At 54.5% G+C, this 14,431-nt stretch carries 10 protein-coding genes and 3 pseudogenes; all 13 read right to left on the reverse strand.

The window, feature by feature from the left end:
• Window positions 1-25: 25 nt before the first annotated feature.
• A pseudogene (locus PP263_RS02065) lies at window positions 26-214 on the reverse strand (transposase); the annotation flags it as partial.
• A gap of 345 nt (window positions 215-559) precedes the next feature.
• Complete coding sequence (locus tag PP263_RS02070) at window positions 560-961, reverse strand: hypothetical protein (RefSeq protein ID WP_308366717.1); 402 nt, start codon at window positions 959-961, stop codon at window positions 560-562.
• Between the two features lie 12 nt (window positions 962-973).
• The gene (locus tag PP263_RS02075; RefSeq protein ID WP_308366718.1) at window positions 974-3,898 is read right to left on the reverse strand and encodes an RHS repeat-associated core domain-containing protein; all 2,925 of its coding nucleotides are present in this window, start codon (window positions 3,896-3,898) and stop codon (window positions 974-976) included.
• 71 nt (window positions 3,899-3,969) lie between these two features.
• Window positions 3,970-5,043, reverse strand: a complete 1,074-nt coding sequence (locus PP263_RS02080; RefSeq protein ID WP_308366719.1) for a hypothetical protein — start codon at window positions 5,041-5,043, stop codon at window positions 3,970-3,972.
• A gap of 93 nt (window positions 5,044-5,136) precedes the next feature.
• Window positions 5,137-5,784: pseudogene (locus PP263_RS22625) on the reverse strand (DUF6531 domain-containing protein); the annotation flags it as partial.
• Window positions 5,759-7,531 carry a DUF6531 domain-containing protein gene (locus PP263_RS02085; RefSeq protein WP_308366720.1) on the reverse strand — a complete coding sequence of 591 codons (1,773 nt, stop codon included), beginning with the start codon at window positions 7,529-7,531 and terminating at the stop codon, window positions 5,759-5,761. The gene PP263_RS02085 and the pseudogene PP263_RS22625, both read right to left, overlap by 26 nt.
• 34 nt (window positions 7,532-7,565) lie before the next feature.
• Window positions 7,566-8,927, reverse strand: coding sequence for a hypothetical protein (locus tag PP263_RS02090; RefSeq protein WP_308366721.1), 1,362 nt, complete (start codon window positions 8,925-8,927; stop codon window positions 7,566-7,568).
• 905 nt (window positions 8,928-9,832) lie between these two features.
• Window positions 9,833-10,009, reverse strand: coding sequence for a helix-turn-helix domain-containing protein (locus PP263_RS02095; protein ID WP_308366722.1), 177 nt, complete (start codon window positions 10,007-10,009; stop codon window positions 9,833-9,835).
• Window positions 9,960-10,109, reverse strand: coding sequence for an IS66 family transposase zinc-finger binding domain-containing protein (locus tag PP263_RS22630; protein ID WP_374693689.1), 150 nt, complete (start codon window positions 10,107-10,109; stop codon window positions 9,960-9,962). The genes PP263_RS02095 and PP263_RS22630 overlap by 50 nt, the downstream gene beginning before the upstream one ends.
• A 67-nt stretch (window positions 10,110-10,176) precedes the next feature.
• Window positions 10,177-10,317 (reverse strand): annotated as a pseudogene (tnpB, locus tag PP263_RS22635) (IS66 family insertion sequence element accessory protein TnpB); the annotation flags it as partial.
• 38 nt (window positions 10,318-10,355) lie between these two features.
• Window positions 10,356-10,649, reverse strand: a complete 294-nt coding sequence (locus tag PP263_RS02105; RefSeq protein WP_308366724.1) for an IS66 family insertion sequence element accessory protein TnpB — start codon at window positions 10,647-10,649, stop codon at window positions 10,356-10,358.
• 446 nt (window positions 10,650-11,095) lie between these two features.
• Complete coding sequence (locus PP263_RS02110; protein ID WP_308366725.1) at window positions 11,096-11,461, reverse strand: hypothetical protein; 366 nt, start codon at window positions 11,459-11,461, stop codon at window positions 11,096-11,098.
• Window positions 11,458-14,379: an RHS repeat-associated core domain-containing protein gene (locus tag PP263_RS02115; RefSeq protein ID WP_308366726.1), complete on the reverse strand. Its 2,922-nt coding sequence runs from the start codon at window positions 14,377-14,379 to the stop codon at window positions 11,458-11,460. Before PP263_RS02115 ends, PP263_RS02110 begins: the two co-directional genes overlap by 4 nt.
• Window positions 14,380-14,431: the final 52 nt, after the last annotated feature.

Here is a 14,431-nt window from a genome sequence, read left to right on the forward strand (position 1 = left end):
CGCAGACAAGCAGTACCTGCTCGAAGACAGACTCAATGGCGTCGGGGTAGCCGCTGACAAAGCTCGCGATACTGGTGAAGTGGGGGACGGCGTCGCAGGAGAGGGCTTTGAAGATGATGTTGTTTTCACATTGCCACAGGATCTCGCGGCTGGAGGTGATGCCTTTGGCGTAAGAAAACAGGATGATCTTGAGCAGAATCGCTGGATCGTCTATAAAATATCAGAATCCTACGAGTGCTAATTTGGGAAAAACTACGACGCTATCGAGACACGCAACACGTGCCCATCAGACCATAAAAGATAGACATATCCTGCAGCCACCCCGAAAGAATAGTGGAAAACACTACGACTGTGCGTGGGAAATATCGCGGCCGGGGTTGGCAAATACTATGGGGAGTTTGGCAAAAAAGCGTTTTCAGCTACGATCGAAAAGTGGAAAAACGGGCATAAAGTAGCGAAATCCTACGAGCGCTAATTTTGTCGAAACTACGATGGCAGTGTGGCGCTCTACAGCACCGTCGCTGTGCTGGCGCCGGTGCTACGGGTGCGCAACAAGCTATTAGTTGTCTCGTCCACTTAAAGGGATTCCAGCTATCAAACTGAAAGGGATAGCAACAGACATTCCTAAAATTGCTCCCCAAATCAGCTCTGAAATTGCAGGGGTTACACTTTTAGAGGAATCCAACATAGCTGAAAAAACGAACCCAAATACATAGAAGACGATCATCCCTCCAGCCGCCCCTATTGCTACAACATTTACCAAATTCAGTCGATGGACTTTTCGCAAATAGGATACCAGAGGCAATCCAAGCAACAGGGTCGGAAGGTAGCTAAAGCAAATCGAGTATACCAGCAGCATCAGAATGACATTCTTGCCAACCGGCTCCATAAATCCTAAAAAATAGATTGTTGGAACCAGCGGTGCAAAAACAAAAGCCAATATAATTCTTTTATTGTTCATAGTACAAAGCACCTATTGGCAGCTACAGTTATTGACAATTCCAGCCGTTTGACCATTCCAGACGCCATTTATCTGCTCGGCAACCGGGCTATATTGGCTCTGCAAGAAACCTATCCCTTCTCCTTGGTTATTGACTTGTCCATTACTAACTGTACGCGCCACATATCCTGGGTGTAATGGATGCCCCGGCAAGGTGACATTTACAACAACACTACCATTGTTTAGGAGATATGAATTTACTGGGGAATTATTGTAGCCACCGGGATCATTCCCAAATGAACTGACATAGTCAATGGTATTGAAAAAATTCTGGGCGCCTGTAGGTGTAGCATTGTTTGACGTGCCATTAGGGGTTGCTGGAGATGGCGATCCCGGGGTGGGATTATTGGCGATGCCCTGCTTTACGCAAGCCGCATCGGCACCATTTAATGGCACAGGAATATTGTAATAATGATAGTTACTGCTATTCGAATTCAGAGTGTCAGGCCAGTCTCCGGGCCTGGGGAATGTGATGGTAGGACCTCCATCCGGCACTGTACAAGTGACACTTCCATTGATCGCAATACAGTCTAATCCATTGGGATCAATGGCGTTTACAGGATTTCCGCCGACATAACCGTAAGTATTAATGCCACCATTGAGTCCAATCGGGTCGCTCTGTAAGTACCTACCAGTGCTCGGATCATAGTCCCTGAAGTAGTTGTAGTAATGCGGTGCCTCGCTGCCTTTGATCTGGCCGGGAAACCGCAAGTTTACAATGGTTTGATTGGCATCGTTGTCCGGATTGGTGTTTGGCTCGGTTTGCCCAAACGCATCGCTATCCCAGCGCCAGACGATCTTTTCATTGTTGTCGGTGCCGATTCTTGGCGTGTTCAGGTGGTCCGCGTGCAGGTAGGTCAGGGTTCTGCTTTGAACTTGGCCTTCACTGTATTGGGTTACCACCTGCGCAACCGGCATGTTGTCCAGGTAGATGTAGTCAATCTGGCTCTGGATGTCGATGCCGTTGGCAGCGATGTTGGTCTCGCCGAGATACTGCCCGCTCAGGTCGTAGTGCAGCAGGTTGTCCTCGGCCTTGTCCGTGCGCACCCGCTGACCCAGAGCATTGTAGTAGTAGGTACCCTTGAGCTGGGTGTTTTCTGTGTAGGTCTTCAGCCGGTTGGCGTGGTTGTAGGTGTAGGTTTTGGCGCCGTCGTCGGTGCTGATGGTGTTACCGACAGCATCAGTTACCCAAGCCTTGGCGTCCTTCTGGATCAGGCGGTTGGAGGTGGTTTCGTAACTGTAGGCGTTCGCCTCCTGACTCTGGTCGGTCTTGGTCCAGGTCTTCTGGGTGCGGTTGCCTACCGGGTCGTACTGGTAGTTCTTCTGGCCTTCCACATAGCCTTCGTCCGTCAGGCGGTTGAGGTTGTCGTAGATAAAGGCTTTATCTTTGTTGGCATCCAAGTTGTCGGCGATGCCGGTGATGTTGTTGGCCAGGTCGTAGGTGTAGTAGTCGGAGCGGATGTTGCCGATACCGGTGGCGGTTACCGTCTCCAGTCGGCCGTCCAGGTCGTAGGTGTAGCTCTGGGTAATGCCGTTGCCATAGTCCATGGACGCAATACCGCCGTAAGGCTGGTACTGGATGTTGCTGACGATGGTCTGGGCGGTGGCGTGGGCGTCGTCTTTGCTGGTGATGGCGCTGATACGGCCCAAGGAGTCGCGGCTGTAGGTGACGATACGACCAGAGGGATAGGTAATGCTGGCGATCCGGCCCATTGAGTCATAGCTGTACTGGGTGCTGAAGCTCCAGCTGGCAATGGTGTCGTCTTGCTGGGTGATCCGGCCCAGGTCGTCGTAGGTGATGGCTGTAGAGCCGGAATCGTTGCTGTAGCCGGTGAGGCGGCCTGTGCCCTTGTTGCCGTTCAGCGTGCTGTCGTAGGTGAAGACGGCATTCTCTGAGGTGCTGCCGGGATAGGTAATCGCAGTCAGGCGGTTCAGGGCGTCGTAGCTGTAGTTAGTGACGACACTCCTGGCATCGGTGCGCACCTTGAGATTGCCGGCTTCGTCGTAGTCGTAGTCGGTAACACCGGTATCCGGGCTGGTGAGCTTGGTCAGGTTGCCGGCGAAGTCGTATTCGTAGCGGGTGGTGTTGCCGCGCTGGTCGGTGACGGACTTGATGCGGTCGGCGCTGTCGTAGGCGTACTGAATCTGGTTGGTGTCCGCATCGGTGACTGTCTTGACCCGGCCCAGGGCGTCGCGGGTCTCGCCGGTCGTGTTCTGATTGCCGTCGGTGGTGGAGACGCGCTCGCCGTTCTTGTTGTAGGCGATAGACGTGTTCTGGCCGTTGTTGCCGTTCACATCGATCAGGCGGCTCAGCTCGTCGTAGTTGCGGCTGACGGAGCGCACCAGCGTGGTGCCGTCGGCAGCGAACACTTTCTCTTCTTTTACGTTGCCGGCGGGGTCCAGGACATACTCCACCCGCTCACCCAGGGTATTCTCCACCGCGGTCAGGCGGCGGGCGGCATCGTATTCGAAGGTGACGCTGGAACTGTCGGGATACGCAATGTTGGTGACTTGGCCCACGGGATCGTAGGTATAGGTGGTCACCAGATCACCGGCAGCCGCTTTGACAGTGACTGTCTCCAGCCAGCCACGCACCGTATAGGTGTAGTGGGTCTGCAGGCCATTGGCATCCTGCACCTTCAGGGGACGACCACCGGCGTCGTACACCAGGATGGACTCCACATGGTCCAGCGCATTGGTGGTGCTGGCCAGGCGGTTGTTCGCATCGTAGCCATAGGTGGTGATGTCCGGGACATCGGTGCGCGGACCGTTGGCGGTCTCCAACTTGCCCGCCGTGGTGTAGGTGTAGGACCAGTTCTGCTCCGTAACCGCCGCGCTGGTGCCGTGGGCCACCAGCAGACTCAATGCCCCCGCGAGGACTGATTTGGTGAAGTGCATATCGATTCCTTGAGATTCTTCTTGCAATCAGTTAACCATTGACAACAAAAGCCAAATTGCTTATCGCCCAGTCACGGATTGGCCACCGGCGTGACCTTCTGACCCAGCAAATGGCCAGAGCTGTCGTAGCTGTAGTTGGTCACGCTCTCCGGTGTGATGACCTTGGCCGGTACATTCAGCGTCGGATGCCACTCGGTGGTGATTGTCCGTGCTGAGGGCGTACCAGCGGCTTCTGTGCGTGTCAGCTCGCGGCCCAGGCTGTCGCGGGTGTAGGTAGTGACATTACCTTCCCAGTCCGTCTCACTGGCGACAAAGCCATTGGCGTCGTAGGTGTAGCCCTTGTTGGCTGCCGCACAATTGGCTGAGGTTTCGCCGTCAACCGAGGCAATGCGTTTAACTCCGTTCACATCCGCGTAATGATAAGTGGTCTGCTTGCCCAGGGCATTGGTCAGACGCCGGGTATTGGCATCCACGTATTCCACGCCCACCGACTCGGCGCCGCCGTTGTGTTCTGTGCGAATCGCCCGGCCCTGGTCGTCATAGGCAAAGGTGCTGTAGACCTTGCCCGCCTCGTCGGTGACACCGGTCAGGGCATTGGGGAAGCGGCTGTCTTCGTAGCGAAACACCCGCTGCGGCGATGCACTGCCGGGGAAGGTAATGGATTGCAGCAGGCCGTTGGCGTTGTAGGCGAAACCAAAAACGGTTCCATCATTTCGGGTGATCTGGGTCAGCTTGCCGTCGGTGTAGGCCAGGGTAATGCTGTTACCGTTGTCATCGGCGATGGATTGCTGATAAACACCATTCCGATCGTAGGTGTAAGTTATACCTTTGCCCTGTTCGTTCTCAACACGCAGGATGCGGCCAGCAGTGTCGTACTTTTCGATACGGCCATCGACCTTCAGGGTCCAGCCGATGTGCTCCTGGTTCTCATCCAAGTCCTTGGTTACTTGCCAGTCGCGGTTGGCCAAAGCAACGAATGTGTCGCTCTCGTCAGCAAAATGCAGATCACTGCCATTAGGACGGTAAGCAATCATCCTCTCAGTGACACCATCTGCCAATGTGTAGTGAGCCAGGAAGTAGCTGTGGTTGTGGCGCCAGTGATTGGCAGCCCCGCCTATGTATTTGCCTGAGAGACTATTGTCCAAAGGAAGTTCGAAATCGAGTTGTCGCCGCGACGTTATTGGTGGTTCTACATGAATCACAGTTTCCCCGGTGTAATCGGTATCGACACTGAAACCAGCACCAGTCTTACGACGATTACCAAAACTGTTGTAGAGCCAGGAGAAAGTCAACGGGAAATCACCGCTCGCTGCAAAGATGGTTTCTCTTTGCAACTTGTGGCCACTGAAGAAGTTAATCGGGTTGCCAGCCAAGTTGTCACAGCTTTCTGGTTCTGGCGTAGCCACGCAGCCTCGTGCAGTGCCGTCCCAAGATTTGTCTATTGGACATTCTTTTTCGCATCGTTCAGAAACTTCATTCCATTCTGTAGGGCTCTCGCAAATCGGCGAGTCACTTAAGGCATAAAGGGATGGCCAGTAAGCACCACAAGCAAGATCGTCTCTGTACTTATTTTGAGTGCAGTGGTTAACTAAAACCCATCCCTCTCCAGGGTAATCGGCAGCATATACAAGAGGATCACAACTTGCTCTATTTTTTGTAACTGCATAACTACGCTTTTCGTTTTCATTGTAACCGACCACATCTATATCCAGTAGATCGCAACCTGTATACATTGTCAGATTAGGGTCAGCTTTGCTTGTATATGGGGATAAGAAGAAAGAACAGGCTAGAATAGCTAAAGTGGTCTTTTTAGATATGGGCATTATTTCTATAATCTCGCTAACATATTTTCCAATTACATCAATTTTCGTCAGCCGGGGAGACATCTTTATCTACCAGTCGAGCTCTAGAGTCGTAGCTATAACTGACGACCGATTCTGGAGTTATTATCTTGGTCGGCACATTAAATTCAGGGTGCCATTCAATGGTAATCGTCCGGGCTGAGGGTGTGCCAGCGGCTTCTGTGCGCGTCAGCTCGCGGCCCAGGCTGTCGTGGGTGTAGGTAGTGACATTGCCTTCCCAATCCGTCTCGCTGGCTACAAAGCCGTTGCTGTCGTAGGTGTAGCCTTTGTTGGCCGCCGCGCAGTTGGCTGAGGCTTCGCCGTCAATTGAGGCAATGCGCTTAACTCCGTTCACATCCGAGTAGTGATAAGTGGTCTGCTTACCCAGCGCATTGGTCAGCCGCCGGGTACTGGCGTCCACGTACGCCACATCGACCGACTCGGCGCCGCCATTGTGCTCAGTGTGGACAGCTCGTCCCTGGTCATCGTAGGCAAAAGTGCTGTAGACCTTGCCCGCCTCGTCGGTAACGCCGGTGAGCGCGTTGAGGAAACGGCTGTCTTCGTAACGGAAGACACGTTGCGGCGACGCACTGCCCGGGAAAGTGATGGATTGCAGCAAACCGTTGCCGTTATAAGCGAACTGGTACACAGAGCTGTCGTTGCGGGTGATCTGGGTCAGCTTGCCGTCGGTGTAGGCCAGCGCAAGGCTGTTGCCGTTATCGTCGGCGATGGATTGTTGACGAACGCCATTTCCATCGTAGGTGAAAGTAATACCTTGGCCCTGTTCGTTCTCCACGCGCAGGATACGGCCAGCGGTGTCGTATTTCTCGATACGACCATCGACCTTCAGGGTCCAGCCGGTGTGCTCTTGGCTCTCATCCAAATCCTTGATTACTTGCCAGTCGCGGTTGGCCAAAGCAAAGAATGTACCGCTCTCGTCAGCAAAATGCAGATCGCTGCCATTCGGACGGTAAGCTATCATCCGCTCTGTCACGCCATCTGCCAACGTGTAGTGAGCCAAGAAGTAGCTGTGGTTGTGGCGCCAGTGCGCAGTGGAGCTGCCGGTGTACTCTTGCGTAGGGTCTTTGTCGAGTGGCAGGGAGATAGGCTGCTCCTCGGCGGGCAACGGTTGCTCTGTGTACACCATGGTCTCACCGGAAACACCTGCACCGACACTGTAACCAGCGCCGGTCTTCCGATGGTTGCCAAAACTGTTATAGAGCCAGGAGAAAGTCAGCGGGAAATCCCCTTGCCCCTCAAAGACAACCTCCCGTTGCATCTTGTGACCGCTGAAGAAGTTAATCGGGTTGCCAGCCAGATTGGATGGGCCGCCGGTCTGATTGGAGCAGCTCTGGGGTTCTGGGGGAGGCATGCAGTCCCGCGCGGTGTCGGACCAGGGTTTGTCTATGGGGCATTCTTTTTTGCAGAGGCCGGCGCTGTCATTATAGATAGCTGGTGGCTGACACTTAGGAATATAGCATTGACCATCGCCATTCAAAACTTTGCCATCAGGGCAGCCGCATTTCCCTGTTTCAAAATCTGGGACCGACTCACCAGGACATGTATCATTAACCCAATAAAACAACCAACGGTCCTCAAGCAATGACGAGTAATAATAACCACCCGGATCTTTTTGGAAAGCCTTACAAAAACCACTACCATTATTAACTCTAAAAGACTCACAGGCCTGATAAACATTGTCACCATCAGCTATCCAAGTGCCCATATTTACAACAGCAGCAAGAGATGCCAACGGAAGCAAACAGACTACAAAACAAATAAAACGACGCATATCCCGATCACCGTTGACAAAAAAATCAAATTTCTCACTGTAGAATATGATTATCCATTGATGTGACTTGCTTACCGAGGACGCGGCCCGAGCTGTCGTAGCTGTAGTCAGTCACACTCTCCGGCATAGTGACCTTGGTCGCTACATTAAATTCAGAATGCCACTCAGTAGTAATCATTCGTGCCTCCGGGGTGTCGGCCGCCTCGATGCGTCTCACCTCACGGCCCAGGTTGTCGCGAACATAGGTAGTTGTATTGCCTTCCCAGTCGGTCTCGCTTGCGATAAAGCCGTTGGCATCATAGGTGTAGCCCTTGTTGGCTGCCGCGCAGTTGGCTGAGGCTTCTCCATCAACCGAAGTAATACGCTGAAACCCATTCGCATCCGAGTAGTGATATGTGGTCTGCTTGCCCAGAGCGTTGGTCAAACGCCGGGTATTCTCATCGACATACTCCACATCAACCGACTCAGAGCCGCCATTGTGCTCGGAGCGAATCGCCCGACCCTGCTCATCGTAAACAAAAGTACTGAACACCTTGCCCGCCTCATCGGTAACGCCAGTCAACGCATACGGAAACCGCGCGTCCTCGTAGCGAAACACCCGCTGCGGGCTCTCACTGCCGGGGAAGGCGATGGATTGCAGGAGGCCATTGCCGTTGTAAACGAACTGATAAACGGCGCCATCGTTGCGCGTTATCTGCGTGAGCTTGCTGTCGGTGTAGGCCAGGGTGATGCTGTTACCGTTGTCGTCGGCGATGGTCTCTTGTTGGGTACCGCTACCATTGTAGGTGTAGGTGATGCCCTGAGCCTGCTCGTTCTCCACTCGGAGGATGCGGCCGGTAGTGTCGTACTTCTCGATACGACCATCAACCTCGAGGGTCCAGCCGGTGTGCTGCTGGTTCTCGCCCAAATCCTTGGTAGCTCGCCAGTTACGATTGGCAAGGGCGACGAAGACACCGCTCTCATCGACAAAGTGCAGGTCACTGCCGTTGGGACGATACGCAATCAGCCGCTGTGTCGTGCCGTCGGGCAGCGTGTAATACGCCAGGAAGTAGCTGTGGTTGTGGCGCCAGTGCTCGGTGGAGCCGCCGGTGTACTCCTGCGCAGGGTCTTTGTCGAGCGGCAGGGAGATAGGCTGCTCTCCAGCCGGCAGCGGTTGCTCGGTATGCACCATCGTCTCGCCGACCACTCCCGCACCGACGCGGTAACCGGCGCCGCTCTTCTGATGATTGCCGAAGCTGTTGTAGAGCCAGGAGAAAGTCAGCGGGAAATCCCCACGCCCCTCAGAGACCACCTCCCGCTGCATCTTGTGGCCACTGAAGAAGTTGATCGGGTTGCCTGCCAGATTTGATGGGCCGCCGGTCTGGTTGGAGCAGCTCTGGGGTTCTGGGGGAGCCATACAGTCGCGTGCTGTGTCGGACCATGGTTTGTCTATGGGGCATTCTTTTTTACAGAAACCAGTGCTTTCGTTGTAGATGGTTGGGGGTTGGCATTTGGCTTCTTCTGGCTCCTCGCAGGACATGGATATATAGTTCATTTCGCCAGAATCACAATCACAGACATTTCCAAGCTCGGGAGCAGGCGATGAACCATCGGGGCACTGGTCCAAATAGTAATAATGCCGATCAACAGTATGATAATCGTAGTATTGCCCGCCGCCACCGGAATAGCCACACATCGACGCGCCGTTCCAGTAATGGGTTACACCCGATTGCGGATCTACATATTCAGCATACCCCCACAAGTCGACATTGATCTCATAAGCAGGCGCCTCTACACGATTACAGCTCGCTTTTGTGTCAGCATGACAAGCTGCAGAAGCATCCCTATGATCTGCGTAAACACCAACAACGAGCGTAGTGCACCAATCTTGAGAAGATGCGAGGGAAGATAGCGAAAGAAATATCAAGCCAGAAATAAAACGGCACATACGCTGAAAACCGTCAAATATTAGAATTTCTCGTTTGTACACCATATAGCCATGAAGGTCAATTACACGCCATTACACTAAGGCTTTCTCCCAGATGTTCGTAAGATTTGTGATGTAGCTAATAAAAATTATCGCCCTTCCACTACACCCATCAGTCAACGCCAAGTATTTATACAGCGTACTCAACCCATCTTCAGTTGCCTCGCAACCTTGGCCTTAGGCTGACCCTGCGCAACCAAAAGCCCCATCTCTTGACGGCCGCAGAGTCCACCGGCCGCGCCTTGTGCCTCCCTTCCGCCTTGGTCCGCTCAATGCTGAGCTACTGGTGACGCGGAGCGGCTTGGGGCGATCTTGGCGAGGCCGGTGTAAGGCTATTATGCTTCGGACCCCAGTAGCCGGTACACGCTGGCCCGTGAGAGGCCGAGCTCAGCCATTAGCGCCTTGATCTGCGTGCCCGCCTCGCGTCTGGCCTTCAGCTCCTGCACTTGCCCCTCGTTGGACTTAGGCTTGCGCCCAATGTACACGCCGCGCTCCTTGGCCTTGGTGTTCACAGGCCTTGCAGGCGTACTTCTTGCGGACATTCTGTATCACCTGGATCTTGGCCGGGATGATGTCCAGTTGCTCGCTGATCCCCTCGCCGATCTCCTGCATCTGGCAGCCGCAGCCAACAAAAACGCTGCTTCTCGAGGCGCTTGTACCAGACCACGAAGCCGTTGCGCTCCCAGTACAACAGCTTGATCTTGTCCCGGCCGCGATTGCAGAACACGAAGAGAACCTCCTGAGCCGGGGACAGATCCATCTCCTGCTCGACCAGTGCCGCCAAGCCGTCGATGGACTTGCGCATATCCACCGGCTCCATGTACAAGTAGACCTGTGCCGATTGCCTTGGCCGTAGTATCAGACTTGTTCCCGGAGCAGGCGCCAGATCAACGGCAGAGTTTGCTCCAGGGCCGATGCTGGCAGCTGCATGTGGATACCAGCGGGCAGAGCCAGCTCCACCGGGGTTTCCGGAGCTGGCATCGACACTGGCATCAGTTTACGCCGGGCCTTGTTCTGCTTGTTGCGCCAGTAGGTGAAGGTGCTGAGCTTCAGGTCGTGCTGCCGGCAGTAAGCTGCCTGGGAAAGATCGCTGTCCTTCCAGGCGTTGATGTGCTGCTGCCAGAAATCGGATTTGCTCTGTGTGGTCGTCATATGGACCTCCTGATCATTGAAAATCAGGAGCGTATCCGGAAGAGACACTGGATTTTAGGTGGGGTTTATCGAGCGCTTACGGTCAAGGCACAGCATGTGAGCCTGGATGAGCTGGTATTCGAGGGGAGCGAGCGGCCCCGGCGAGCGCATGAAGCTGCTGTTCGAGGCGGTGGAACGGCTCAGCGAGGATGAGCAGCAAATCTCTCGTGAGTTGCTGGAGGGCATGATTGTGAAGTATGAGGCTTGGCGTTGGACCAAGACCGGATAATAAAAAGCCCCGGCAGAGTGATCTGTCAGGGTTTTTGAGTTTTCGTATTCAGCTAAAAGTTATTCGTTGATATCTGGGTGTCCAGTACCACTCCCCCCTACGGGGGGAACCGGCAGCGGTGGATGTATTGAAAAGGCGCTCAGATTTTTTGCTGAAACAAAAGTCGCCGCCTTGAATCCTATGATGAATAAAATAGCAGAAGATACAGAATGGCTAAAACAGCCAAGGGAGGCAAAAGCCATTTCAGTCCATCAATACCAATTCGTTTCGGGAATAGCGATAGAACTTTCTCCGCGTACTCAACAACAAGTCGAACTTCAGCCTCGTCAAAGGCATAAGGCCTTCCAGCCTGTATTGCCTCCGAAATGGCTATCAACTCGTTTTTAGATTTACCACGATACTCGCCTTCGATTTCATAAGCCATCGATAGAATGAGCGACTTAGCTTTATCCTCTGGGCTCAGAGGTTCAAAACGACATTTCGGGCACCTAACAGCCGGTCCGCGCTTTAAGGTTCCGCATTTTATACAAACTGCAATCATCATTGGCACCCGCATTGGTTTTGAACTGCCTTAGATCCGATCCCATATCCCGCATAACCAGAAGCAGCCGCAAGCCCTGGAACCCCGATTTGTATTCCAACCCTGGCAATGTTGGCCAATGCTGCTTGGGTACCACCCCAGTTCGGCGCAAAACCAAGCCATGTGTTTAGCGATGCAGGCATCTCCAGCAGGTTCCAGCCTCCGTTTACCAGCCCCTTGGGAACTGAACCGCTACGGGCAGATGCTTGAGAGAAGAACCAGTGATCCAAACTATTGCCGCCAGCGCCTCCTCGGGCTTTCCAATATTGACGGCTTATTGATCGAAAATTCTTTGGATTCCAAAAGAAATTGGAAAAAGAAGCTCCTTTTGTGAGTGCTCCAAGTGCCCCTCCTGATGCCAGTGTCAAGGCGGTACTATTACTAGTGCACGGGGTCCAAAGGGAAGCAAGCAATCCTGGAATCATGTAAAGATCGTTACCCGTTTGTATTTGCTTATCCGCCCAGTACTGAGCCGCTGAATCGCCGTATCGCTCGCCCGCATCAAATCCGAAGAGCAATCCTGATGGGTCAGCGAAACCAATCGGATTTCCTCCCACATAGGCATAGGTATTTATTCCACCAACTAGGCCTATCGGGTCAGATTGAAGGTAACGGCCAGTCGTGGGGTCATAGTCCCTGAAGTAGTTGTAGTAATGCGGTGCCTCGCTGCCTTTGATTTGACCGGGAAACCGCAAGTTTACAACGGTCTGGCTGGTGTCGTTGTCCGGGTCGGTGTTCGGTGCCGATTGGCCGAACGCATCGCTGTCCCAGCGCCAGACAATAGCCTCACTGGCATTGGTACCGATTCGCGGCGTATTCAGGTGGTCGGCGTGCAAGTAGGTCAGGGTTCTGCTTTGGACTTGCCCTTCGCTGTATTGGGTTTCCACTTGTACAACCGGCATGTTGTCCAGGTAGATGTAGTCAATCTGGCTCTGGATGTCGATGCCGTTGGCAGCGATGTTGGTCTCGCCGAGATACTGCCCGCTCAGGTCGTAGTGCAGCAGGTTGTCCTCGGCCTTGTCCGTGCGCACCCGCTGACCCAGAGCATTGTAGTAGTAGGTACCCTTGAGCTGGGTGTTTTCTGTGTAGGTCTTCAGCCGGTTGGCGTGGTTGTAGGTGTAGGTTTTGGCGCCGTCGTCGGTGCTGATGGTGTTACCGACAGCATCAGTTACCCAAGCCTTGGCGTCCTTCTGGATCAGGCGGTTGGAGGTGGTTTCGTAACTGTAGGCGTTCGCCTCCTGACTCTGGTCGGTCTTGGTCCAGGTCTTCTGGGTGCGGTTGCCTACCGGGTCGTACTGGTAGTTCTTCTGGCCTTCCACATAGCCTTCGTCCGTCAGGCGGTTGAGGTTGTCGTAGATAAAGGCTTTATCTTTGTTGGCATCCAAGTTGTCGGCGATGCCGGTGATGTTGTTGGCCAGGTCGTAGGTGTAGTAGTCGGAGCGGATGTTGCCGATACCGGTGGCGGTTACCGTCTCCAGTCGGCCGTCCAGGTCGTAGGTGTAGCTCTGGGTAATGCCGTTGCCATAGTCCATGGACGCAATACCGCCGTAAGGCTGGTACTGGATGTTGCTGACGATGGTCTGGGCGGTGGCGTGGGCGTCGTCTTTGCTGGTGATGGCGCTGATACGGCCCAAGGAGTCGCGGCTGTAGGTGACGATACGACCAGAGGGATAGGTAATGCTGGCGATCCGGCCCATTGAGTCATAGCTGTACTGGGTGCTGAAGCTCCAGCTGGCAATGGTGTCGTCTTGCTGGGTGATCCGGCCCAGGTCGTCGTAGGTGATGGCTGTAGAGCCGGAATCGTTGCTGTAGCCGGTGAGGCGGCCTGTGCCCTTGTTGCCGTTCAGCGTGCTGTCGTAGGTGAAGACGGCATTCTCTGAGGTGCTGCCGGGATAGGTAATCGCAGTCAGGCGGTTCAGGGCGTCGTAGCTGTAGTTAGTGACGACACTCCTGGCATCGGTGCGCACCTTGAGATTGCCGGCTTCGTCGTAGTCGTAGTCGGTAACACCGGTATCCGGGCTGGTGAGCTTGGTCAGGTTGCCGGCGAAGTCGTATTCGTAGCGGGTGGTGTTGCCGCGCTGGTCGGTGACGGACTTGATGCGGTCGGCGCTGTCGTAGGCGTACTGAATCTGGTTGGTGTCCGCATCGGTGACTGTCTTGACCCGGCCCAGGGCGTCGCGGGTCTCGCCGGTCGTGTTCTGATTGCCGTCGGTGGTGGAGACGCGCTCGCCGTTCTTGTTGTAGGCGATAGACGTGTTCTGGCCGTTGTTGCCGTTCACATCGATCAGGCGGCTCAGCTCGTCGTAGTTGCGGCTGACGGAGCGCACCAGCGTGGTGCCGTCGGCAGCGAACACTTTCTCTTCTTTTACGTTGCCGGCGGGGTCCAGGACATACTCCACCCGCTCACCCAGGGTATTCTCCACCGCGGTCAGGCGGCGGGCGGCATCGTATTCGAAGGTGACGCTGGAACTGTCGGGATACGCAATGTTGGTGACTTGGCCCACGGGATCGTAGGTATAGGTGGTCACCAGATCACCGGCAGCCGCTTTGACAGTGACTGTCTCCAGCCAGCCACGCACCGTATAGGTGTAGTGGGTCTGCAGGCCATTGGCATCCTGCACCTTCAGGGGACGACCACCGGCGTCGTACACCAGGATGGACTCCACATGGTCCAGCGCATTGGTGGTGCTGGCCAGGCGGTTGTTCGCATCGTAGCCATAGGTGGTGATGTCCGGGACATCGGTGCGCGGACCGTTGGCGGTCTCCAACTTGCCCGCCGTGGTGTAGGTGTAGGACCAGTTCTGCTCCGTAACCGCCGCGCTGGTGCCGTGGGCCACCAGCAGACTCAATGCCCCCGCGAGGACTGATTTGGTGAAGTGCATACCAACTCCTTGAATTCTTCTTGTAATCAGTTAATCAATAAAAGCCGAATAC

Source organism: Microbulbifer sp. TB1203, from assembly GCF_030997045.1.
Taxonomy (GTDB): domain Bacteria; phylum Pseudomonadota; class Gammaproteobacteria; order Pseudomonadales; family Cellvibrionaceae; genus Microbulbifer.